Source organism: Gordonia sp. J1A (assembly GCF_055393515.1).
In genome coordinates, this window is the sequence record NZ_AP041607.1 from 261,400 (window position 1) to 281,983 (window position 20,584).

22 protein-coding genes are annotated in these 20,584 nt (G+C 66.7%); 15 read left to right on the forward strand and 7 right to left on the reverse strand.

Annotated elements, in window-relative coordinates:
- Positions 1 to 32: 32 nt before the first annotated feature.
- Both ACZ5QD_RS01240 and ACZ5QD_RS01245 read left to right on the forward strand, forming a co-directional pair.
- On the forward strand, positions 33 to 299 hold the full coding sequence (locus tag ACZ5QD_RS01240; protein ID WP_260868657.1) for a hypothetical protein: 267 nt from the start codon (positions 33 to 35) through the stop codon (positions 297 to 299).
- 70 nt (positions 300 to 369) lie between these two features.
- The gene (locus tag ACZ5QD_RS01245) at positions 370 to 1,077 is read left to right on the forward strand and encodes a DsbA family oxidoreductase (RefSeq protein WP_222111284.1); all 708 of its coding nucleotides are present in this window, start codon (positions 370 to 372) and stop codon (positions 1,075 to 1,077) included.
- 18 nt (positions 1,078 to 1,095) lie between these two features.
- Here the strand turns inward: ACZ5QD_RS01245 and ACZ5QD_RS01250 are convergent, their stop codons facing one another.
- Together ACZ5QD_RS01250 and ACZ5QD_RS01255 are read right to left on the reverse strand one after the other, a co-directional pair.
- Entirely contained in the window at positions 1,096 to 2,220 is a 1,125-nt protein-coding gene (locus tag ACZ5QD_RS01250) for an Rv3169 family protein (RefSeq protein WP_464367047.1), read from the reverse strand.
- Positions 2,220 to 3,341, reverse strand: a complete 1,122-nt coding sequence (locus ACZ5QD_RS01255) for a phosphotransferase family protein (RefSeq protein ID WP_464367048.1) — start codon at positions 3,339 to 3,341, stop codon at positions 2,220 to 2,222. Before ACZ5QD_RS01255 ends, ACZ5QD_RS01250 begins: the two co-directional genes overlap by 1 nt.
- Positions 3,342 to 3,468: 127 nt before the next feature.
- Between ACZ5QD_RS01255 and ACZ5QD_RS01260 the strand changes: the two genes are divergently transcribed.
- The 4 genes from ACZ5QD_RS01260 to ACZ5QD_RS01275 all read left to right on the forward strand — a co-directional run bounded on the left by ACZ5QD_RS01260 (position 3,469) and on the right by ACZ5QD_RS01275 (position 7,815).
- Positions 3,469 to 5,682: an MMPL family transporter gene (locus ACZ5QD_RS01260; protein WP_346075914.1), complete on the forward strand. Its 2,214-nt coding sequence runs from the start codon at positions 3,469 to 3,471 to the stop codon at positions 5,680 to 5,682.
- A gap of 9 nt (positions 5,683 to 5,691) precedes the next feature.
- The gene (locus ACZ5QD_RS01265; protein ID WP_464367049.1) at positions 5,692 to 6,315 is read left to right on the forward strand and encodes a TetR/AcrR family transcriptional regulator; all 624 of its coding nucleotides are present in this window, start codon (positions 5,692 to 5,694) and stop codon (positions 6,313 to 6,315) included.
- A gap of 89 nt (positions 6,316 to 6,404) precedes the next feature.
- The gene (locus ACZ5QD_RS01270) at positions 6,405 to 7,271 is read left to right on the forward strand and encodes a Bax inhibitor-1/YccA family protein (protein WP_006898061.1); all 867 of its coding nucleotides are present in this window, start codon (positions 6,405 to 6,407) and stop codon (positions 7,269 to 7,271) included.
- A gap of 109 nt (positions 7,272 to 7,380) precedes the next feature.
- Positions 7,381 to 7,815: a hypothetical protein gene (locus tag ACZ5QD_RS01275; protein ID WP_006898060.1), complete on the forward strand. Its 435-nt coding sequence runs from the start codon at positions 7,381 to 7,383 to the stop codon at positions 7,813 to 7,815.
- Positions 7,816 to 7,901: 86 nt separating this feature from the next.
- Here ACZ5QD_RS01275 and ACZ5QD_RS01280 read toward each other — a convergent pair whose 3' ends face one another.
- Entirely contained in the window at positions 7,902 to 9,122 is a 1,221-nt protein-coding gene (locus ACZ5QD_RS01280) for an acetyl-CoA C-acetyltransferase (RefSeq protein WP_464367050.1), read from the reverse strand.
- A gap of 97 nt (positions 9,123 to 9,219) precedes the next feature.
- Between ACZ5QD_RS01280 and ACZ5QD_RS01285 the strand changes: the two genes are divergently transcribed.
- Complete coding sequence (locus ACZ5QD_RS01285) at positions 9,220 to 10,635, forward strand: cystathionine beta-synthase (protein WP_006898058.1); 1,416 nt, start codon at positions 9,220 to 9,222, stop codon at positions 10,633 to 10,635.
- Positions 10,635 to 11,777: a cystathionine gamma-synthase gene (locus ACZ5QD_RS01290; RefSeq protein ID WP_006898057.1), complete on the forward strand. Its 1,143-nt coding sequence runs from the start codon at positions 10,635 to 10,637 to the stop codon at positions 11,775 to 11,777. Before ACZ5QD_RS01285 ends, ACZ5QD_RS01290 begins: the two co-directional genes overlap by 1 nt.
- A 40-nt stretch (positions 11,778 to 11,817) precedes the next feature.
- On the opposite strand, the gene ACZ5QD_RS01295 is transcribed toward ACZ5QD_RS01290, so the two are convergent.
- A complete protein-coding gene (locus tag ACZ5QD_RS01295) occupies positions 11,818 to 12,321 on the reverse strand; it encodes an SRPBCC family protein (protein WP_062367151.1) in 504 nt (167 codons plus the stop codon).
- 251 nt (positions 12,322 to 12,572) lie between these two features.
- Here ACZ5QD_RS01295 and ACZ5QD_RS01300 point away from each other — a divergent pair, with 251 nt between their 5' ends.
- The 3 genes from ACZ5QD_RS01300 to ACZ5QD_RS01310 all read left to right on the forward strand — a co-directional run bounded on the left by ACZ5QD_RS01300 (position 12,573) and on the right by ACZ5QD_RS01310 (position 14,021).
- Complete coding sequence (locus tag ACZ5QD_RS01300) at positions 12,573 to 12,872, forward strand: hypothetical protein (RefSeq protein ID WP_197078048.1); 300 nt, start codon at positions 12,573 to 12,575, stop codon at positions 12,870 to 12,872.
- Positions 12,862 to 13,500 carry a DUF3558 family protein gene (locus tag ACZ5QD_RS01305; protein WP_464367251.1) on the forward strand — a complete coding sequence of 213 codons (639 nt, stop codon included), beginning with the start codon at positions 12,862 to 12,864 and terminating at the stop codon, positions 13,498 to 13,500. The genes ACZ5QD_RS01300 and ACZ5QD_RS01305 overlap by 11 nt, the downstream gene beginning before the upstream one ends.
- An 89-nt stretch (positions 13,501 to 13,589) precedes the next feature.
- Positions 13,590 to 14,021, forward strand: a complete 432-nt coding sequence (locus ACZ5QD_RS01310; RefSeq protein ID WP_006898053.1) for a helix-turn-helix domain-containing protein — start codon at positions 13,590 to 13,592, stop codon at positions 14,019 to 14,021.
- Between the two features lie 73 nt (positions 14,022 to 14,094).
- Here the strand turns inward: ACZ5QD_RS01310 and greA are convergent, their stop codons facing one another.
- From greA to ACZ5QD_RS01325, 3 genes are all read right to left on the reverse strand, one after another.
- Positions 14,095 to 14,583, reverse strand: a complete 489-nt coding sequence (gene greA / locus ACZ5QD_RS01315; RefSeq protein ID WP_006898052.1) for a transcription elongation factor GreA — start codon at positions 14,581 to 14,583, stop codon at positions 14,095 to 14,097.
- Positions 14,584 to 14,697: 114 nt separating this feature from the next.
- A complete protein-coding gene (locus tag ACZ5QD_RS01320; RefSeq protein ID WP_375002460.1) occupies positions 14,698 to 15,447 on the reverse strand; it encodes a queuosine precursor transporter in 750 nt (249 codons plus the stop codon).
- On the reverse strand, positions 15,444 to 15,902 hold the full coding sequence (locus ACZ5QD_RS01325) for a DUF4307 domain-containing protein (protein ID WP_006898050.1): 459 nt from the start codon (positions 15,900 to 15,902) through the stop codon (positions 15,444 to 15,446). The genes ACZ5QD_RS01320 and ACZ5QD_RS01325 overlap by 4 nt, the downstream gene beginning before the upstream one ends.
- Before the next feature lie 79 nt (positions 15,903 to 15,981).
- Between ACZ5QD_RS01325 and mca the strand changes: the two genes are divergently transcribed.
- The 4 genes from mca (at position 15,982) to ACZ5QD_RS01345 (ending at position 20,554) form a co-directional block, all read left to right on the forward strand.
- On the forward strand, positions 15,982 to 16,833 hold the full coding sequence (mca, locus tag ACZ5QD_RS01330; protein ID WP_045537340.1) for a mycothiol conjugate amidase Mca: 852 nt from the start codon (positions 15,982 to 15,984) through the stop codon (positions 16,831 to 16,833).
- Complete coding sequence (locus ACZ5QD_RS01335; RefSeq protein WP_006898048.1) at positions 16,830 to 17,195, forward strand: hypothetical protein; 366 nt, start codon at positions 16,830 to 16,832, stop codon at positions 17,193 to 17,195. Before mca ends, ACZ5QD_RS01335 begins: the two co-directional genes overlap by 4 nt.
- Positions 17,155 to 19,191 carry a thioredoxin domain-containing protein gene (locus tag ACZ5QD_RS01340; RefSeq protein WP_375002457.1) on the forward strand — a complete coding sequence of 679 codons (2,037 nt, stop codon included), beginning with the start codon at positions 17,155 to 17,157 and terminating at the stop codon, positions 19,189 to 19,191. Before ACZ5QD_RS01335 ends, ACZ5QD_RS01340 begins: the two co-directional genes overlap by 41 nt.
- Positions 19,192 to 19,462: 271 nt before the next feature.
- Positions 19,463 to 20,554, forward strand: a complete 1,092-nt coding sequence (locus ACZ5QD_RS01345; protein WP_006898046.1) for a 3-deoxy-7-phosphoheptulonate synthase — start codon at positions 19,463 to 19,465, stop codon at positions 20,552 to 20,554.
- Positions 20,555 to 20,584 lie beyond the last annotated feature (30 nt).

Here is a 20,584-nt window from a genome sequence, read left to right on the forward strand (position 1 = left end):
CGGTCTGGCTGGGAACACTGCTGAGTCCGCTGATGGCGGCGGGCTTCGAGGGGGCCGACGGTTCGGAACGCAACGACATCAGTGTCGTCACGCGGTCGTTCCAGCAGGTCGGCGGCTCATTCGGGACGGCGGTGATCGCCGTCGTCCTGACCGCCGGCGCCACCATGACCATCGGGTTCCGCTACTCGTTCTGGTGGGCCACCGGCCTGGCGGTCGCGGGCGGTGTGCTGGCGCTGCTGCTCCCGGGCCGAGCCTCGGTGCCGGCGCCCACTGTCCGGCACGAAGGTGTCCGGGCCTGAGGCACGAAAGGAACATCGACGCCGGCGCTGGTGTTGGACCGAGACGACATCAATTCTTGGAGGCGCGCTCATGCAGGTCGAGATCTGGACCGACGTCAACTGTCCCTTCTGCTATCTGGGAAAGAAGCGATTCAACGACGCGTTGGCCGAGTTCGACCACGCCGAGCAGGTGCAGGTGGTGCACCGCTCGTTCGAACTGGACCCGACGGTGCCCGCGGGAACCTCGGGCGACGTAGTGCAGCATCTGGCGGAGAAGTACGGGCGCACCCTGGAGCAGGCCGCGGAAGGCGAGCGACGGCTCGGCGACGCGGCGCAGGAGGCCGGGCTGGAGTACGTCACCGACGGGCGCGACTACGGCAACTCCTTCGATATGCACCGGCTCCTTCACTGGGCGAAGGAACTGGATCGGCAGGAGGCGATGCTGGACGCGCTGTACCTGGCCAATTTCGCGGAGAGCGAGCCGTTGTTCGGCGACACCGAGCGCCTCGTCCGGGTCGCAGTCGGTGCCGGTTTCGACGAGACGAGTGTGCGAGAGGTTCTCTCCGACGAGCACCGATACGCAGACCTGGTCCGCGCCGACGAACGGCAGGCGCAGGAGTTCGGCGTCAACGGAGTGCCGTTCTACGTCTTCGACCGCAAGTACGCGGTGTCCGGGGCGCAGCCGGCGGAATTGTTCACCCAAGTCCTCAACAGGGCATGGGACGACCGTCCTGCTCCGACGGTGCTCGCCGACGGCGACGCCTGCGGTCCCGAGGGTTGTGCCGTCCCACAGGACTGATCTGGTCTGTGCCGTCGTCTACGGCGCCACATCCGTGTAGTCGGTGAATCCGTACTGATCGTGCGGACCGATGACGGAGAACTCGAACAAGCCATCGCCCCGCACGGTGCGATCCCCCTCCGACAGTTCGAAGGTCGCGAGATGGTCGGCAGGACAGAACAGCTTCATGGTCGCGTCGAGTTCGGAGACCTTCAGGTGCAGCGACTCCACCTTCTCCTCGCCCTGCCACATGCCGTGCCGCCAGTCCTGTTCCAGTCCGTAGCCCGTGCCGAATCCGATGAAGTTCGCCAGCCGTGGCGCGCAGCGCACCACGATCTCCTCGCCTCCGGGGCGGATGAACCGCAGGATGGCCGACGCCGGCTCGCGCCCGCCCGAGACGAACGTGACGTCGTGCTCCACGCGGCCGAGCCATTCCGGCTCGCGCGCCGGATCGTTCCAGATCCGTCGCGCATCGCCCAAGACCCGCTCGCCGGTGCGCAGTTCCTGCACGATCACCGTGACCGCGTAATCGTCGAACCGCATCACCGAGTAGATCCAGAAGAACGACGCGGCATCGGTCTCGGCGGCGCGTCGCCCCGGCGGCTCCGCTTCGCCGACCGGGCGCACACCCCACGACCGGTCGCGGTTGCCGCGCCAGGTGTGCGGCTCCACCGCGAAATGAGTGCCGTCCACTGTCATCGATCCGGTCCATCGGCCGGTCTGGACGAATCGCATGGTGTCGAAGGTGACGCGTTCGAGCTGTCGCTGAAAGTGGCGCGGCTCCAGAGCAGCAGGAGAGTCGGCGTCGAAGACGAGATCGAAGGAGAGGTCTCCGTGGCCCGGCGCGAGTCGCACGTGCAGCTTCTGCAGACCATCCACCACCTCGACGAGGAAGGGGCCCACGCGCAGGTCGTTGCGGTTGGCGCCCAGCGCCCGTGATCCTCGCACCACGATGTGCTCGTCGCGATACCGCACCACGGCGAAACAATCGGTGACGCCGAGATTGGGATACACGCCGAGTCCGACGATCAGCCACGGGTCGTCGGGATCGCCGTGATGGCAGTTGAAGTAGTAGCGATCGTAGAAGTTGCGGTCGGAGGTGCCGACGTGACGGATCACCTCGGCGACCTGGTGAATCGGGTAGTCGTCGATCTCCGAGAGCATCATTTCACCTGTTCCCAGTAGGTACCGGCCAGCATCGCTTCGAGAGTCGCCCGGTGCATGATCAGTTCGTCGGGATCGGCGGGTTCGGCTGCTTGACCGAAATGGATCGCGCGACATTGGATTCGGAACATCACCACCGCGTGGATCAGGGCCGCGTACGTGGTGTAGAAGTCCAGATCGGCGGGTGCGTGTCCGGTCTGCCGCCGGTATTCGGCGGCGACGTCCTCGCGTCGCAGGAAGTGGGGCAGTCCCTCGATTCCCGCCATCTCCGCGAGGTCCTGAAAGAAGCGGTGGAGAAAGATCATCCACCCGATGTCGAGTTCCCTCGGGCCGAGGGCGGCCATCTCCCAGTCGAGAACGGCCACCGGTTCGAAATCGCGGTACATGATGTTGCCGATGCGGGCGTCTCCCCAGGTGAGCACGTTCTCGGCCGGCTCCGGCCTGTTCTGCTCGACCCAGGCGAAGGCGCGTTCGATGAGTGGCGACCCCGCCCGGCCTGCGCTGGCCCAGCGGTAGAAGTCGCGAAGGCGCCGGATGTGTGCGGCGAGCGGAGACTCGCCGGCGGCGGGCTGCGCGATGAACACGTCCGGCACCGGTACGCGGTGGATCTCGGCGAGGACTCGGACCGTCGCACACATCATCGACGATCGCTGTTCGGGCGTGGCCTCGGTGACCCAGGAGCCGAAGTTGTACGGCATGACATCCGGCGGCACCTGTCCGTCCACGCGGTCCATCACGAAGAACGGTGCGCCCAGCGCCGCCGATCCCGTCTCCGACCACCAGAGCCGGGGCAGCGGAATGTCGGAATGAGTGCGGACGTGATCAATGAGCCGGTACTGCCCGTCGAGGTCGTAGGAGGGGAAGACCGGATCGCTCTCGGCTTGCGGCGCCACGCGGATCACCAGGGACCGCTCCTGACCTCCCCACGACGCTTCGGCGAGGAGCGTCTCGCTCGACATCCCGTTCGACTCCGGCACCGTCACGGCCGTGACACGTGCGTCGGGACCCTCCTGCCGACGCAACCAGTGACCGAGTCGTTCGCGGAGCCAGTCCGGATCGCGCCGGGATTCGCTCGGTCGTGCCACCTGCGCGCTGCCTTCGTGATCGATCGCATCCGCCATATGTCGATTGAAACACGTTCTATTTCAAACGTGTGGTGAATCACCCGGCGGCGGTCGGGGCTTCCTCGAGTGGACGCCCAGTTGCTAACTTAACGCTGATAAGTGATCGCGATCAGGGGACTCGGAGATGCTCACTGGATTGACACGACGTGTGGTCGGCGCGCCCAGACTGGTACTGGGAGTAGCGGTGGTGCTGCTCGCGCTGTGCGGCTTCTACGGGCTCGGTGCCGCGGACAAGATGCTCGCCGGCGGATACGACGACCCGCATGCGGAGTCGTCCCAGGCCCGCGACGTCCTCGATCGGGAGTTCCATCGGGGCGGTGCCGACGTGGTGGTGAAGATCGACGGGCCCGCGGGTACCGATATGGCGACGAGCGGCGCGGCCGCGGAGGTCGGCCGGAAGATCGTCGGTGAGCTCGAGGCGGCGGGCTACGTACAGAAGCCCATCCTCTCGATCTGGTCGAATCCGGGGCTGGCCGGAGAACTCCTCAGCAGGGACAAGTCCTCCACGCAGATCATCGCGGGCCTCGACGGCGGTGACGAACTGGCTCCGAAGCATGCGGCCGAACTGTCCGATCGGCTCACCGGGAAAATCGACGGCTTCGAGGTGAAGGTCGGCGGCCAGGGGTTGATGTACAGCCAGGTGAATCAGCAGACGTCGAAGGATCTCGCGGTGGCGGAGGCCATCGCGATCCCGATCAGCTTCCTGCTCCTGATCGTGGTGTTCGGCGGGGCGGTGGCCGCGGCACTGCCGATTCTGGTCGGCGTGGCGGCGATCGCCGGAACGATGGCGTTACTGCGGGTCATTGCGGGATTCGCCGACGTGTCGATCTTCGCGCTCAACCTCACCACCGCGATGGGGCTGGCGCTGGCGATCGACTACACCCTGTTGATCGTCACCCGATACCGCGAGGAGGTCGATCGCGGGTTGAGCCGTCGCGACGCCGTGCTCCGAACGATGGACACCGCCGGGCGCACGGTGTTCTTCTCCGGCATCACGGTCGGACTGTCGCTCGCGGCGCTGGCGATCTTCCCGATGTACTTCCTCCGTTCGTTCGCCTATGCGGGCGTCGGTGTGGTGGTCGTGGCGGTGGCCGCGGCCCTGATCATCACGCCCGCACTGTTGGTGGTTCTCGGCGATCGTGTCGACGCGCTCGACGTCCGGGCGTGGATCCGGCGGCGGCGCGGCCGTCCCGAGCCGGAACCGAAGCCGATCGAGCAGACGGGCTGGTACCGCATGGCGACGGTGGTGCTGCGACGCGCCGTCCCCGTCGCGATCATCGTTCCCGCAGTGCTGCTGCTCCTCGGAGCACCCTTCCTCGGCATCAAGTTCGGCTTCCCCGACGACCGCGTGCTGCCGTCGACGGCCACCGCCCACTCGGTGCAGCAGGAGATCCGGGACGAGTACGACCAGGACTCGGGCGGCACGGCGACCGTGGTGGTCGAGGGGGCGGTCTCCGACCACGCGATGTCGGACTACGCGGCGGCACTGTCGAGAGTCACCGGGGTCGGCGCCGTCACAGCCCCGGTCGGCGTATTCCTGGAAGGGCGTCAGGTGGCGCCCGGCGACCCCTCGGCCGGGTCGGGCGAGTACTCGGTGGTGACGGCGTCGAGCGACGTCGATCCGCTGAGCGAGGCAGGTCAAGATCAGGTGTCGGCGCTGCGCGCGGTCCCGGCCCCGCAGGGTTCAGTGGTCCAGGTGACCGGCCTCGCCGCACTCAACCACGATGTGGTCGCGGCGTTGCTCACCTATCTGCCGTGGGTGCTCGGTGTGATCGCCGTGCTCACGTATGTCCTGCTGTTCCTGTTCAGCGGGAGCGTGGTGCTACCGCTCAAGGCCGTCGTCCTGAACGTGCTGTCGCTGTCGGCCACGTTCGGCGCGATGGTCTGGATCTTCCAGGACGGTCACCTCGGGGGCCTCGGCACCACGTCGACCGGCTACCTGGTGGCGACGATGCCCGTGCTGATGTTCTGCATCGCCTTCGGGCTCTCGATGGACTACGAGGTGTTCCTGCTCGGCAGAATCAGGGAGGAGTGGCTCAAATCCGATCGGACCAGAGCAGCCAACGACCACGCCGTCGCCGTCGGCATCGCCCGAACCGGGCGCGTGGTCACGGCAGCTGCCCTGCTGATGAGCATCGTCTTCGCCGGGATCGCCGCGTCGGAGGTGTCGTTCATGAGAATGTTCGGAGTCGGTCTCACCATCGCAGTGTTGATGGACGCGTCGTTCATCCGCATGCTTCTGGTTCCCGCGTTCATGCGGATCATGGGAGTGGGAAACTGGTGGGCGCCGGCACCGCTTCGTGCGCTGCACGACCGGTTCGGATTCAAGGAGGAGTGAACTGCGGTCATGAACGATCATGTGTCGCCCCGTCCGCGCTCACCGCGAGGATCGGGCGATCAGCTCGCCGAGGAGATCATCTCGGCCACCACCGACCTGCTCATCGAGTCGGGCAGTGAGGATAAGGTGTCCATCCGGGCGGTCGCGGGCCGTGTCGGGGTGACGCCTCCGTCGATCTACTTGCACTTCGAGGACAAGGAAGCGCTGCTCGACGCCGTATGCGCCCGATTCTTCGAGCAGTTCGACGAGGTGATGATGCGGGCGTCGGAGGGGATCGACGACCTCTTCGACCGCGGCTTGGCGCAGGGGCTGGCCTACGTCCGGTTCGCCATCGACAGTGCCGTGATGTACCGCATCACCTTCGCCCGCGTCACCCCGCCGGGGGAGCCGACGCTCACCGACGAGGTCTTGCTCTCGTCGGCGTTCGTGCACTTCTCCGACACCGTCGAAGAGATGATGGACCAGGGACTGATTCCGCGTGCGGACACCGTGCAGACGGTCCTCACGCTCTGGGCCACTGCGCACGGTCTCGCATCGCTGATGATCGCCAAGCCGGGCCTGCCGTGGGGTGAGGGATACGAGCTGGCGGAGTCGGCGCTGCGCGCCGTGTGCAACGGCCTCGGTCAAGAATAGGTAAAGTCGGAACCGAATCGGCTCGAGGATCGTTGAACCCGTGAATCAGCCAAGTCAACTGATGCGCACAACTTTCTAAAGGAGCACCAGTGCGAGAGAGCAGTAACCCGATCATGCGTGGCGTGGTCCGTGACAATAAGAAGGAGGCGGGCGGTTACGCCTCCTTCGGTCAGGGACTGGCGGGCGCCGGCCAGGCGTCGATGGCGACCGGCCAGCAGCAGTACACCGACCAGTACACCCAGGGATACGTGCCTCAGGCCGACACCCGCCCGATGACGATCGACGACGTCGTCACCAAGACCGCAATGACGCTCGGCGTCCTGATCGTCGTCGCCGCCGGCGCCTACTTCGCGATCTCGCAGCAGGCCTCGCTCGCCGCGCCGCTGATGGCTGTCGGTGCGATCGGCGGTCTGATCCTCGTCCTCATCGCGAGCTTCGGCCGCAAACAGGACAACCCCGCGATCGTCCTCACCTACTCGGCATTCGAGGGACTGTTCGTCGGTTCGATCTCGTATGTGTTCGGTAACTGGGTCATCAGCGATGACACCTCGGCCGGTGCGCTGATCGGGCAGGCGGTCCTCGGCACCCTCGGTGTGTTCGTCGGCATGCTGGTGGTCTACAAGGTGGGCGCCATCCGCGTCACCCCCCGATTCACCCGCATGCTGATGGCGGGCATGGTCGGTGTGCTCGTCCTGATGCTCGGCAACCTGGTCCTCGGACTGTTCGGCGTCGACAGCGGCCTGCGGAGCGGCGGACCGATCGCGATCATCTTCTCGCTGGTCTGCATCGCCCTCGCGGCTTTCTCGTTCCTGCTCGATTTCGACCAGGCCGACGAGCTCATCCGCGCCGGCGCGCCGTCGAAGGCGGCATGGGGTGTGGCGCTGGGGCTGACCGTCACCCTGGTCTGGCTGTACGTCGAGATCCTGCGACTGCTGAGCTACTTCAACAGTGACTAGTCAATAGACTTGGCTGGTCGGCTCAGAGCCCGGTGTGCACCGAGAGATCGGTTGCATCACCGGGCTCTTTGTTGTTCGGTGGATACAGGCGCGACGACGGGAGTCGGACATGATCGAACAAGGTCTACGGCGGCGGTTGACGCTTGCGGCGGCGGTCGCGGGCTCGGTTGTGGCGGCGACGGTGGGCGCGGGGACCGCCTCGGCGGCGCCGGTACAGCCGTTCGCGATCCAGCCGGCATCCTTCGGGAACCCGAACGGCAGTTTCGATGTGCCGCCCATCCACTGCGGGCTCGAGAGCGGCCCCGGGGCGGGCCAGGTGACCGTGACCGGAACCCTCTCCGAACGGTGGGGCTGTCTGCCGTTCGGGCGCGTGTGGTGGCTGAACACGGCGACCGGCGCGACCGGCGCCGCACGGATGTCGGCCGGGCTCAACGACCACCCGGCGCAGGCGGTGCTGCACACCGGGCGGGGCCGGATCGTCGTCACGCTGATGGCCGCGGGCGGGGTCGTCACACCGGGATTCGCGACGGTCGACGTTCGCTGAACTGCGAGCGGCCCCGCGGACGCAGAACGGGCGGGTCCGAAGAAGATCTCGGACCCGCCCGTTCGCGGTCGTGTGAGGGCTCGCCGTCAGAGACGCTCGAGCACCATCGCCATGCCCTGGCCACCGCCGACGCACATGGTCTCGATGCCGAACTGACCGTCGTAGGTGTTGAGGTTGTTCAGCAGGGTGGTGGTGATCCGGGCGCCGGTCATGCCGAACGGGTGACCCAGGGCGATCGCGCCGCCGGAGACGTTCAGCTTGTCATGGTCGATGCCGAGCTCGGCCGCCGAACCCAGGACCTGGACGGCGAATGCCTCGTTGATCTCGAACAGATCGATGTCGGAGATCGACATGCCTGCGACGCGGAGAACCTTGCGCACGGCCTCGATCGGGCCCAGCCCCATGATCTCGGGCGACAGGCCGGTGGCCGCGGTCGCGACGATGCGGGCCAGCGGCTTGAGACCGAGCGCCTTCGCTTTGTCATCGCTCATGACGACCAGCGCGGCGGCGCCGTCGTTCAGCGGGCACGCGTTGCCCGCCGTCACCGTGCCGTCCGGACGGAAGACCGGCTTGAGCTGCGAGATCTTCTCGTAGGTGGTGCCGGCGCGCGGGCCGTCGTCAGTGGTGACCTGGGTGCCGTCGGCCAGCGTGACCGGGTCGATCTCGCGGGCGAAGAAGCCGTCGTTGATGGCCTTCTCGGCACGGTTCTGGCTCAGGACGCCCCAGCGGTCCTGATCCTCGCGGGAGATGCCGGTGTACGAGGCGACGTTCTCGGCGGTCTCGCCCATCGCGATGTAGACGTCGGGGAGCAGCCCGGCCTCGCGGGGATCGTGCCACTTTCCCGCGCCGCCCTCGGAGGCCTTGGCCGTACGAGCGATGGCCTCGTCGAAGACCGGGTTCTTCGAGTTGGGTGCCCCGTCGGCGCCGCCGGAGACACCGAAGCTGGAGACGCTCTCGACGCCGCCGGAGATGAAGACGTCGCCCTCGCCGGCCTTGATGGCGTGGAACGCCATGCGAGTGGTCTGCAGCGACGACGAGCAGTAGCGGTTGACGGTGACGCCGGGGACGTGGTCGAGACCGAGCTCGACGGCGACCACGCGGCCGATGTTGTAGGCGCCCTGGCCACCGGGCTGGCCGATGCCCATGTGGATGTCCTCGATGTCGGCGACGTCGAGTTCGGGAACCTTGGCGAGTGCGGCGGCGACCATCTGGCGAGCGAGCTCGTCCGGACGAACGTCCTTCAGAGAGCCCTTGCCGGCGCGGCCGATCGGGGAGCGTGCGGTGGAGACGATGACAGCTTCAGACATGTGCGCCACGTTACTCCAGGGCGTCACTGCGCATTTCGGACGATCCATTGACCGCCCGATCGGGCGGGGCGTGGTCGTAGATGGGACCATGGACGGTATGCGCATCGCCAATCACGTTGTAGACCTGGTCGGGAACACTCCGCTCGTCAAGCTCAACAAGGTCGTGCAGCCGGGGTCCGGCCTGGTCGCCGCCAAAGTCGAGTACCTCAACCCGGGCGGCAGTTCCAAGGACCGCATCGCCACCCGCATGATCGACGCGGCCGAGGAATCCGGCGAGCTCAAGCCCGGTGGCACCATCGTCGAGCCGACGTCGGGCAACACCGGTGTGGGTCTCGCGTTGGTCGCGCAGCAGCGCGGTTACAAATGCGTCTTCGTCTGCCCGGACAAGGTGGCCGAGGACAAGCGCAACGTGCTGCGCGCCTACGGTGCCGAGGTGGTCGTGTGCCCGACCGCCGTCCCGCCGGAGCACCCCGACAGCTACTACAACGTCTCCGATCGCCTCACCCGGGAGATCCCGGGAGCGTGGAAGCCGAACCAGTACGCGAATCCGAACGGCCCGCTGAGTCATTACGAGACCACCGGTCCGGAGATCTGGCGCGACACCGAGGGCAAGGTGACCCATTTCGTCGCAGGCGTCGGCACCGGCGGCACCATCACCGGAACCGGCCGCTACCTCAAGGAGGTCTCCGACGGGCGCGTGAAGGTGGTCGGCGTCGACCCCGAAGGCTCGGTCTATTCGGGTGGATCGGGGCGTCCGTACCTCGTCGAGGGCGTGGGCGAGGACTTCTGGCCGGACGCCTACGACCCCACCGTCCCCGACGAGATCGTCGCGGTGTCCGACGCCGACTCGTTCGAGATGACCCGGCGGCTGGCGCGTGAAGAGGGCCTGCTGGTCGGCGGCTCGTGCGGTATGGCGGTGGTGGCCGCGCTGAAGATCGCCGAGCGTGAGGGGCCGGACGCCGTGGTCGTGGTGCTGCTTCCGGACGGCGGTCGCGGCTACATGTCGAAGATCTTCAACGACGATTGGATGAGCAGCTACGGGTTCCTGCGCACGCCGCTCGACGGCACTCCGCGCACGGAATCGCGTGTCGGCGATGTGCTCCGAGGAAAGGGCGGCACGCTGCCTGATCTGGTGCACACGCATCCCCAGGAGACGCTCCGCGACGCGATCGAGATTCTTCGCGAGTTCGGCGTCTCGCAGATGCCGGTTGTCGGCGCCGAACCGCCCATCACCGCCGGCGAGGTCGCAGGCGCGGTGTCCGAGCGTGACCTGCTCAGCGCGGTCTTCGAGGGGCGCGCCAATCTGGCCGACCCGGTGTCGGCGCACATGGGCGAGGCGTTTCCGCTCATCGGTGCGGGCGAGCCCGTCTCGGCCGCGATGGAAGCTCTCAGCACCTCCGACGCGTTGATGGTGGTGGACGACGGCAAGCCGGTCGGCGTCATCACCCGGCACGACCTGCTCGCCTTCGCGAGCACGCACCCGATCGCCATCCGTCAGCAGGAGGAGAAGTAGTGTCCGAGCAGGGATTTTCGACCAAGGCAATTCACGCGGGCTGGGATCCGGATGAGCGCACCGGTGCGGTGAACGTGCCGATCTACGCGAGCTCCACGTTCGCGCAGGACGGCGTCGGCGGGATGCGCGACGGGTTCGAGTACGCGCGTACCGGCAACCCGACCCGCCGGGTGCTGGAGGCCAATATCGCGGCCATCGAGGCCGGACGGTTCGGTCGCGGGTTCGCGTCGGGCATGGCGGCCACCGACGCGCTGCTGCGCGCCACGCTGCGTCCCGGCGACCACCTCGTGATCCCGAACGACGCGTACGGCGGCACCTTCCGGCTGATCGACAAGGTATTCACCGAGTGGGGTATCACCTACTCGGTGGCGCCGGTCGTCGACGTCGAGGCGATCCGTGCGGCGATCACCCCCGCGACCAAGCTCGTCTGGGTCGAGACGCCCACCAATCCGCTTCTCAACGTCGGCGACATCGCGGCTGTCGCCGAGGTCGCGCACGCGGCCGGCGCCAAGCTCGTCGTGGACAACACCTTCGCGACTCCGTACCTGCAGCAGCCGCTGACGCTCGGCGCCGATGCCGTCGTGCATTCGACGACCAAGTATCTCGGCGGACACTCGGACGTGGTCGGCGGAGCGATCGTCACCAACGACGAGCAGCTCGACTCCGACATCGCCTTCCTCCAGAACGGCGCGGGCGCAGTTCCGGGGCCCTTCGACGCCTACCTGACGATGCGAGGCATCAAGACACTCGCCGTGCGAATGGACCGGCACTGCGACAACGCCGAGAAGCTCGTCGAGTTCTTCTCGGCGCATCCGAAGATCGAGAAGGTGCTCTATCCGGGGCTGGCCGACCACCCGGGGCATGCGGTCGCGGCCAAGCAGATGCGGCGCTTCGGCGGCATGATCTCCGTTCAGCTGACCGGTGGTCGTGAGGCTGCGCTCGACTTCTGTGCGCGGACTAAGGTGTTCACCCTCGCCGAATCGCTCGGCGGCATCGAGTCGCTGATCGAGCATCCGGGAGCGATGACCCACGCGTCCACCGCCGGCTCTCTGCTCGAGGTGCCCGACAACCTCGTCCGACTGTCGGTCGGAATCGAGGACGCCGACGATCTTCTCGAAGACGTGCGCCAGGCGCTCGCGTAACGGGGACGACGCCGTGAGCCGTGGCGAACGGCTCGCGGTGTCAGCCGTTGAAGGTCGCGAAATGCTTGACGGTGTCGGTCTTCACCGTGCCGAAGGCGCCGTTGGCGATGGGACCGGACAGGAACGGCGGCAGCCCGGTGCCGCCGAGTTCCATCGCGAACTTCCAGACAAGGCGTGAGCCGTGCTCGGTCGGCGACACCCCGGTGTATTCGCCGAACTTCCTGAGTCCGGGGATGTTCGCCCGCACGCCGTGGAAGCCGTGTTTGTACGTCGACGTCTCGGAGTCCTCGTCCCACAGGAAGAAGTACTCGTCCATCTTCACGACGCCCGGGGCGAGTGCCACCGAGCGTGTGGTGCCCACGCCGTACGGCGCGGGCGATGTGTACGTGACCGAGTTCAGTGCACGGCACCAGTCCAGGGTGTTCTGGCGCGTGAACTCGGCCCACGCGGTCTCGGGAGCGACGGGGATGTGCACATCGATGGTGTACTTCATCGGCGCGGTGTCGAAGTAGAACTCGTCGAACGGTTGCAGGTCGTAGGCCATGGGTACGCAGTGTAGCCGTGCGCCGACACGCCGGTGCGGTTCTGGCTGGTCTCTTGACCAGCGAAAACGGTTGCTGGAAAAGAACTCTCGCGCAAAGTGGAACCGATCGGGCGTTTGGTGCGTCTAATTCATGAACACGAAAACAGACTTGATGGCGAAGGGGATTCCGGAGCGGAGACCGTCTCGATTTGGGGGGTGACGGTCTCCGCTACGGAATGTCGTTCCATCGCGTCGGCGCACCGGAGGGCATAGTGAGCGAACTCGTCTACGTGCAGGAACTCTGGCGAAAACGGGCGGAGGTCGCGCAAGAGTGCGCCGATGAGTTGGGGGAGTTGGCAGCGGCGCTCGGCAGTGTTATCCGAACGAACTACTTCGGAACGGGTTGTGTGGAGGGCGAGGGACTCTTCCACAGTCTTCAAATACTGGTCCGTGATGGTGTTCAGTCTCTGAATGGCCAGGCGGACTCTGCAGCGGGGCTGGCCGAGACTGCTACTGCAGCAGAGCTGCGTCTTAGGGAAGCGGATGATGTGGCGATCCGACATGTGTCCTAGCGCATGCACAAGGGGAGCGAGAGTACTCGGTGCTCTGCTGCTCACGTTCGTCGCCGGCGGTTGTGCGCACATCCGTGAGGCAAGCGAAGAAGTGCGATCCGCTGGAACGGTAGGGGTCTCTCAACAGCAGACAAAGACTGGGGCGCTCCCTTTCGAGAACGCGTTCCCCCATCGGTGGAACGAACGGAACGACGGCACCACCTATGAACCGTGTGCGGCCGTGTCGCATGAGACCCTGGTTGACCTTGGTCTCGACCCATCGACGGTTAACGACTCTGCAGGGACGGACGGCCAGTCTTTGCGAGGCTGTCGATGGAAGTCGACGGCTCTCGGTCGAGCGGATTGGACGGTGAGCCAGTTCGTAGGGAATTCCGTGAGCCTTGCGGCCAACCAGGCGAGATACTCTTCAGAGGTTGATTCTTGGCTACCGGACGTTCAGATTGGCGGTCGCACTGTCGGAGTTCATTACACATCTTCGGGTCAGGATTGTGACACCTACGTCCAATCTGGCCGAGCAGGTGTGATCACGTTGGTCATGTTCCATGTAGTCCCACCGCCGCCGCCCTCCGAGATCTGCGACCGTGCACTGGCCTTCACTCGCGCGACGATCTCGAAAATGCCTTTGTGACAACCAATTTCGCCGCGTAGCCGCAGGTCACGGCACTCGCACACGGTGGTGTGCGGACATTCTGGTGTGCAGTCGTCAGATTGGTTGTTGTGCTGTCGGCCGACCGTGGATCCCTCGAGTGGGATACCTATGCGTTCGCGTTCGGTCATCGTCTGGTGACCGTCCGGAAGGCGCGCGGCCTGTCCCAGGAAGAGCTCGCGGAGCGGTGCGGGTTGCACCGAAACGCGGTATCGAATCTGGAGCGAGCGACCAGCAACAGCGCGTCGGGGATCGCCGACCCGCTGATGTCGACGGTGTACCGCCTCGCTCGGGCGCTCGACGTTCCACCGACCTATCTGATGCCCGGCGCTGATACGCGGCCGGGGATGCGGGCGGCCGAGCAGGAGACCAACCACGCGCTCTCCGACGTCGAGGCGGAGCTACTGAGGCTGCTGGCGGATGAGTTCGCGCAGTCGGACGAGACGACGCCCGACCGGCCTGATGAGCCCCGCCCAGACGACTTTCCGGGCCGGCGGTACTGACGTTCCCTCGGAGTGGGTCCAGACATGAGAAAGGGCCGATCCGCTGTGCGGATCGGCCCTTTCCGGCCTGAACTTACGGCTGGTACGGCTCTGCGCTGACCAGCGTCACACTGATCTCGGCGCCGCTGGGGACCGTGTACGTCCGAGTCTCTCCGACCTTCGCATCGATGAGAGCCGCGCCCAGCGGCGAGCTCGGCGAGTAGATCTCGATGTCGCCCGAACCCTCCTCGCGGGTGGCGATGAGGAAAGTCTCCTTGTCCGACTCGTCGCCGTCGTAGTAGACGGTCACGACCGAGCCGGGGAGCGCCACACCCGACTGCTTCGGGGCTTCGCCGACCTTCGCCTTGTTGAGCAGATCCTGCAGCTGGCGAATACGCGCTTCCTGCTGGCCCTGCTCCTCGCGCGCTGCGTGATAGCCGCCGTTCTCCTTGAGGTCGCCCTCTTCGCGGCGCTCGTTGATCTCGGCGGCAATGACCGGCCGATTCGCAATAAGCGAATCGAGCTCACCCTTCAAGCGCTCGTACGACTCCGGCGTCAACCAAGTCACACCCGCATCGGTCATTGTGGTCTCCTTTGCTGTCCGCTACTGGACGATCTGTCCGCTTGGACTGCTCTAAATGCAGCAACACGGCCCCTCGCGGAGCCGTGCACAGCCAATGATAGCAGCGCCTGTGTTCTAAGGCACATCCGAGGTGACTCGGCTAACATCGGCGAGCGCTTCGGCATAGCTCGGCTCGGCCCGCTTGAGGTAGCGGACCACGGCGTACGTGATCGGCATGACGACCACTTCCACCAGCGTCTTCCACACGAAACCGATGACGACGTAGTTGATGAAGTCCGACCACGTGCTGATTCCGATCGCCGTGGCGGCAATGGAACAGAACACGAGCGTGTCGAAGAACTCGCCGACCACGGTGGACCCGATCAGCCGGGCCCATAGGTGCCGCTCCCCGGCCCGCTCCTTCATCTTCACGAGCACGAAGGAATTCAGCAGCTCGCCGACGACGTAACCGGCGAGCCCGGCGGCGACGATCCGCGGAACCGTGCCGAGGACCGACTCGAACCCGGACTGGCCGTCGTAGAAGTCTGCGGCGGGCAGTTCGATCGCCACCCAGAAGCACAGGGACGCGAGGACGATCACAGCGAAACCGGAGGCGATGGTCCGGCGCATCGCGCGGAACCCGTAGACCTCGCTGATGACGTCGCCGATGACGTAGCTCAGCGGGAACAGGAAGAAGGCCCCGTCGGTCACCAGGCCGTTGACGTGAAGAGGGCCGAGGTCGAAGTGCAGCCAGTCGTCGAACAGGACGACGGCCTTGGTGGCGGCGATGTTGCTGATCAGCATGATGCCGACGAACAGCGCCGTCAGCGCCGGGTAGTACGGACTGGCGAGTTTGGCGAAGACCGCCTGCCCGGCGTGCGTCATGCGTTCGGGGAGAGGTAGGGGGGTACGTTGAGCGTGCAGCCGAACACCTCGCCGATCACCGGCGGCCGAGACGTCGCGACCTCGGTGCGGGCGCCGACCTGCACCTCGGTGCCCGCGGGGACCAGCACCTCGCGGCGGCCCACTTCGGCGCCGTCCTTGGCGCGCGCGCGGACGATGCAGACGACGGCGTCGTCCGGGCTGTTGCGGTTGACGGTGTACTGAACGGCGACGCGGTCGGACGAGAGGAGCTCGTAACCCGTCGCCTGTCCAGAGACGTCCGGATCGCCGAACTGACGGAAACCGAGGTATGCGATCCCGACACCCGCGACGACGACGAGCACGGCGAGCCCGTAGAACCAGCGGCGCTTGCTGCTCCGCGACCGATCTGCCGGATAGGTCGCCCGCGGGCCACTGCGCGGCTTCTGCTGGTCGGCGCCCCCGTCTGATGTGCTCACGCGTCAATACCTACCATGTTGGGTAGGAGCTAAGCGAAGGTGAGGAAGCGTGACCGAACGCGCGAACGGGCTGCGGCTCATGGCTGTGCACGCACATCCCGACGACGAGTCGAGCAAAGCGGCGGCGACTCTGGCCAAATACGCAGCGCAGGGGCACGAGGTGATGGTCGTCACCCTCACCGGCGGGGAGCGCGGCGACATCCTGAACCCGGCGATGGACCGCCCGGGAGTGATGGACAACATCACACAGATCCGGCGTGACGAGATGGCTGCCGCGGCCAAGGCGCTCGGCGTGCAGCACCGGTGGCTCGGCTTCGTCGACTCGGGTCTGCCCGAGGGCGACCCGCTGCCTCCGCTGCCGGAGGGATGCTTCGCGCTGGTACCGCTCGAGGAGGCCAACGAGCGTCTGGTGAAGGTGATCCGCGAGTTCCGTCCGCACGTGATCATCACCTACGACGAGAACGGCGGCTACCCGCATCCCGACCACATCAAGTGCCACGAGGTGTCGATGGCGGCGTGGGACTCGTCCGGTGATCCGGAACAGTTCCCCGAGGCCGGCGATCCGTGGACGCCGCTCAAGCTCTATTACACGCACGGTTTCATCCGCGATCGGATCCTCGCGTTCTCGGACGAGTTCGAGAAGGCCGGTCAGGAGAACCCGTTCAAGGAATGGCTCAGCAAGTGGCGCCGTAACCAAGGCGACATGATGGGCCGCGTCACCACCCAGGTGGAGTGCAGCGACTACTTCGTGCAGCGCGACGACGCACTCCGCGCACACGCGACGCAGATCGACCCCAACGGCTTCTTCTTCGCTGTCCCGCTGGAATGGCAGCAGCGACTGTGGCCGACCGAAGAATTCGAGCTGGCGCAGACCCGGGTGCACACAGACCTCCCGGAGAACGATCTCTTCGCCGGAATTGAGCAGCAATGAACGTCCTGTCCCTGTCCTCTGACGCGGTGATGCTACTGGCCGACGAGCCGGCGAAAGGCCCGGAATTCGGCAAGGCGTCGCCGATCGGCCTGCTGATCATCATCCTGCTGCTGATCGCCGTCTTCTTGCTGATCCGGTCGATGAACAAGCAGCTCAAGAAGCTGCCCGAGAGTTTCGACGCCGACAATCCTGCACCGGACCAGGCCTTCGACGACGGCACCGACCGAGTCGACGACCCGGCCGGGCTACCCGAGTCGACGACACCGGCCGAGGCCGAGAACGGCGCCGGTGACGGACACCGGAACAACACGGGCCACGACAATGGAGGCCAGAACAGTGGAGGATCCACAGACCGCGGATAGCGCTCGTAATCGGCTCGGTGAATCGTCGAGCCCCTATCTGCGCCAGCACGCCGCCAACCCGGTTCACTGGCAGGAGTGGGGTGAGGAGGCCTTCGACGAGGCGCGCCGCCGCGACGTCCCGGTGCTGCTGTCGGTGGGGTATGCCGCGTGCCACTGGTGTCACGTGATGGCGCACGAGACCTTCGAGAACGAGACGCTGGCCGCGCAGATGAACCGGGACTTCGTCTGCATCAAGGTGGACCGAGAAGAACGTCCCGACATCGACGCGATCTACATGGCCGCGACGGTCGCGATGACCGGCCAGGGCGGGTGGCCGATGACCTGCTTCCTGACACCCGACGCCGATCCGTTCTACTGCGGCACCTACTTTCCGCCCACGCCCCGCAACGGGCAGCCCGGATTCTCCGAGGTGATGGACGCGATCACCCGGACCTGGGATCACCGGCGCGACGAGGTGATCGTCGCAGGAACCAAGATCGCAGAACACCTGCGCGCCAACGCGGCCTCACTGCCGACCGGGCCGCCGCCGGACGCACAACTGCTCGCCGACGCGGTCCGCGCGATCTGTTCCGACGAGGATCCGCGCTCGTCCGGATTCGGCGCTGCGCCGAAGTTCCCGCCCACCGCCCTGCTGGAAGCACTGTTGCGCGCCGATGAACTGCTGGGTCTCGGCGAAGCAGGTGCCGTGGCCACGCGCACCGCCCACGCGATGGCGCGCGGAGGCATATACGACCAGCTAGCGGGCGGTTTCGCCCGCTATGCCGTCGACGCAGACTGGGTGGTTCCGCACTTCGAGAAGATGCTCTACGACAACGCTCTGCTGTTGCGCGCGTACGCCCATCTAGCGAGGCGCGGTGACGCGCTGGCGCTGCGGGTGGCGGAGGAGACCGCCGACTTCCTCGACGAGCACCTGTGGACCGGGTCGGGATTCGCCTCGTCGCTCGATGCCGACACCGAAGGCGTCGAAGGGCTCACCTACGTCTGGCGCCCCGGCGAACTCATCGACGTGCTCGGACCCGACGACGGCGCGTGGGCCGCGGCGCTGTTCACCGTGACCGATCGGGGGACGTTCGAGCAGGGGGCTTCCACGCTGCAGTTGCTCCGCGACCCGGGCGACCGGATCCGTTACGCCTCGGTGCGGTCGCGTCTGCGCGCCGCACGGGACCGGCGACCGCAGCCCGACCGGGACGACAAGGTGGTGACCGCGTGGAACGCGATGACGGTGACGGCTTTGGCCGAGGCCGGCGCCGCGCTGGCAAGACCGCGGTGGGTGGCGCGAGCCGCCGAATGCGCGCGGGTCCTCGCCGAGGTGCACTTGGTCGGGGACGAGTTGCGACGGTCGTCGCTCGACGGGACGCCGGCGGCGCCCCTCGGCGGTCTCGACGACTACGCGGCCTTCGCGACGGCGCTGCTGACGCTGCACCAGGTGACTGGTGAGATCGGCTGGCGCACAACGGCGTCGGCGGTCATCGAGAAGATGATCGAGGTCTTCGCCGACCCGGATTCGTTCGGCGCCTGGTACGACGCCCATCCGACCGGCCTGCTGCTCCGTCCGCGCGATCCGGTGGACGGGGCCACCCCGGCGGGTGCCTCGCTGGCCGCCGAGGCGTTGCTTCTGGCGTCGACTCTCGTCCCCTCCGTCGACGATGCCGCACGCTACGGGGAACTGCTCGACGCGACCCTGAGCCGCTCGGGACTCATTCTCGCCAAGGCGCCGCGCTCGGCCGGGCATTGGCTTTCGGTGGCGATCGCGCGAGTGGCCGGGCCCGTCCAGGTGGCGGTGGCTCAGTCCGCCGACAGCGCGGGCGAACTCGCCGCGCAGATCCGGCGCGGCGTGCCGGGCGGCGTGGTGGTGGTCGCCGGCGAACGGGATTCGCTGCCGCTGTTGGAGGATCGAGGACCGGTCGGCGGGTTGGACGCCGCCTACGTGTGCCGCGGAACCGTCTGCGATCTGCCCGCCGTCGACGCGGAGACCGTGCTGGCCGCGATCCCGTGACCCCCGACCGCCGATTTGGCGGCCGGGGAAGCGGTTGTGCTAGCCTCGGTCGCGTGATGCAGTCCGCACGCTATTGGCGTTTCTTTATCAAGGCTCCGGGTGGGGCCGAGATGAAGCGATAACGCGCGCACGCATCAACCTTCCCGGAGCCTGAGCAGTGACCTGATGGTCGCTGCTCTCGTCGTTTCGGGAGTATCTCAGAGCGCCTCAGGCGTGAATCCGGAAGCGGCGGACCAGCCCGATTCGCGGATGACACCTGAAAGGCATTTCCTTGACTACCACCACCGACGCCGCAACCACCGACAGTGGGCAGAGTTCGTCCACCTCCGACCGGCGGGTGACGGCGTTCTCGCCGATCCCGTCTCCGGAGGCTCTCCGCAGTGAGCTTCCGCTGACCGCGCGTCGCGCCGAAGCCGTGCAGCGCGATCGGGAGGAGATCGCGGCGATCCTCGCCGGCCACGACGATCGGATGATCGTGGTGGTGGGGCCCTGCTCGGTCCACGATCCGGTCGCCGCGCTCGACTACGCCCGTCGCCTCGCGCCGCTCGCCGAGCAGTACCGCGACGCGCTGAAGATCGTGATGCGCGTGTACTTCGAGAAGCCGCGCACCACCGTGGGATGGAAGGGACTGATCAACGATCCCGGGATGGACGGATCGTTCGACGTCGAGCGCGGACTGCGGACGGCCCGCGCGCTGCTGCTCGACGTCATCGATCTGGGACTGCCGGTGGGCTGCGAATTCCTCGAGCCGACCAGCCCGCAGTACATCGCGGACACCGTCGCCTGGGGCGCGATCGGCGCTCGCACCACCGAATCGCAGGTGCATCGCCAGCTGGTGTCGGGACTGTCGATGCCGGTCGGTTTCAAGAACGGGACCGACGGCAACGTCCAGGTCGCGATCGACGGCGTCAAGGCCGCGGCGGCCGAACACGTCTTCTTCGGGGTCGACGACTTCGGTCGCGGCGCCGTTGTCCACACCTCGGGCAACGAGGACTGCCACATCATCCTGCGCGGTGGCACGCCCGGCCCGAATTACGACGCGGCTTCGGTGGACTCCGCGGTTCAGACTCTCGCGGAGGCCGGTCTGTCGCCGAAGGTGATGGTCGACTGCTCTCATGCGAACTCGGGCAAGGATCACGAGCGGCAGGCGGAGGTCGCGGTGGAGGTCGCGGAGATGTTCGCCGCGGCTCGTCGTGCGGGCGAGGACCAGGTGCTCTCGGGTGTGATGCTGGAGAGCTTCCTGGTGCCGGGAGCGCAGTCGCTCGGCGGCGACCTGGTGTACGGGCAGTCGGTCACCGACAAGTGCATGGGATGGGACGCGTCGGCCGAAGTGCTCGCCCGGTTGGCGCGCGCCGCGCGGTAGGGGTGCCGAGCGGCACCCCTACCCTCAGCG

What these genes read in the sequence shown, in the direction of transcription:
- ACZ5QD_RS01240 (WP_260868657.1), top strand. Translation starts at nt 33, where the DNA reads ATGGCGGCGGGCTTCGAGGGGGCCGACGGTTCGGAACGCAACGACATC.
- ACZ5QD_RS01245 (WP_222111284.1), top strand. Translation starts at nt 370, where the DNA reads ATGCAGGTCGAGATCTGGACCGACGTCAACTGTCCCTTCTGCTATCTG.
- ACZ5QD_RS01250 (WP_464367047.1), bottom strand. Translation starts at nt 2,220, where the DNA reads ATGCTCTCGGAGATCGACGACTACCCGATTCACCAGGTCGCCGAGGTG.
- ACZ5QD_RS01255 (WP_464367048.1), bottom strand. Translation starts at nt 3,341, where the DNA reads ATGGCGGATGCGATCGATCACGAAGGCAGCGCGCAGGTGGCACGACCG.
- ACZ5QD_RS01260 (WP_346075914.1), top strand. Translation starts at nt 3,469, where the DNA reads ATGCTCACTGGATTGACACGACGTGTGGTCGGCGCGCCCAGACTGGTA.
- ACZ5QD_RS01265 (WP_464367049.1), top strand. Translation starts at nt 5,692, where the DNA reads ATGAACGATCATGTGTCGCCCCGTCCGCGCTCACCGCGAGGATCGGGC.
- ACZ5QD_RS01275 (WP_006898060.1), top strand. Translation starts at nt 7,381, where the DNA reads ATGATCGAACAAGGTCTACGGCGGCGGTTGACGCTTGCGGCGGCGGTC.
- ACZ5QD_RS01280 (WP_464367050.1), bottom strand. Translation starts at nt 9,122, where the DNA reads ATGTCTGAAGCTGTCATCGTCTCCACCGCACGCTCCCCGATCGGCCGC.
- ACZ5QD_RS01285 (WP_006898058.1), top strand. Translation starts at nt 9,220, where the DNA reads ATGCGCATCGCCAATCACGTTGTAGACCTGGTCGGGAACACTCCGCTC.
- ACZ5QD_RS01295 (WP_062367151.1), bottom strand. Translation starts at nt 12,321, where the DNA reads ATGGCCTACGACCTGCAACCGTTCGACGAGTTCTACTTCGACACCGCG.
- ACZ5QD_RS01305 (WP_464367251.1), top strand. Translation starts at nt 12,862, where the DNA reads ATGTGTCCTAGCGCATGCACAAGGGGAGCGAGAGTACTCGGTGCTCTG.
- greA (WP_006898052.1), bottom strand. Translation starts at nt 14,583, where the DNA reads ATGACCGATGCGGGTGTGACTTGGTTGACGCCGGAGTCGTACGAGCGC.
- ACZ5QD_RS01320 (WP_375002460.1), bottom strand. Translation starts at nt 15,447, where the DNA reads ATGACGCACGCCGGGCAGGCGGTCTTCGCCAAACTCGCCAGTCCGTAC.
- mca (WP_045537340.1), top strand. Translation starts at nt 15,982, where the DNA reads ATGGCTGTGCACGCACATCCCGACGACGAGTCGAGCAAAGCGGCGGCG.
- ACZ5QD_RS01335 (WP_006898048.1), top strand. Translation starts at nt 16,830, where the DNA reads ATGAACGTCCTGTCCCTGTCCTCTGACGCGGTGATGCTACTGGCCGAC.
- ACZ5QD_RS01340 (WP_375002457.1), top strand. Translation starts at nt 17,155, where the DNA reads ATGGAGGCCAGAACAGTGGAGGATCCACAGACCGCGGATAGCGCTCGT.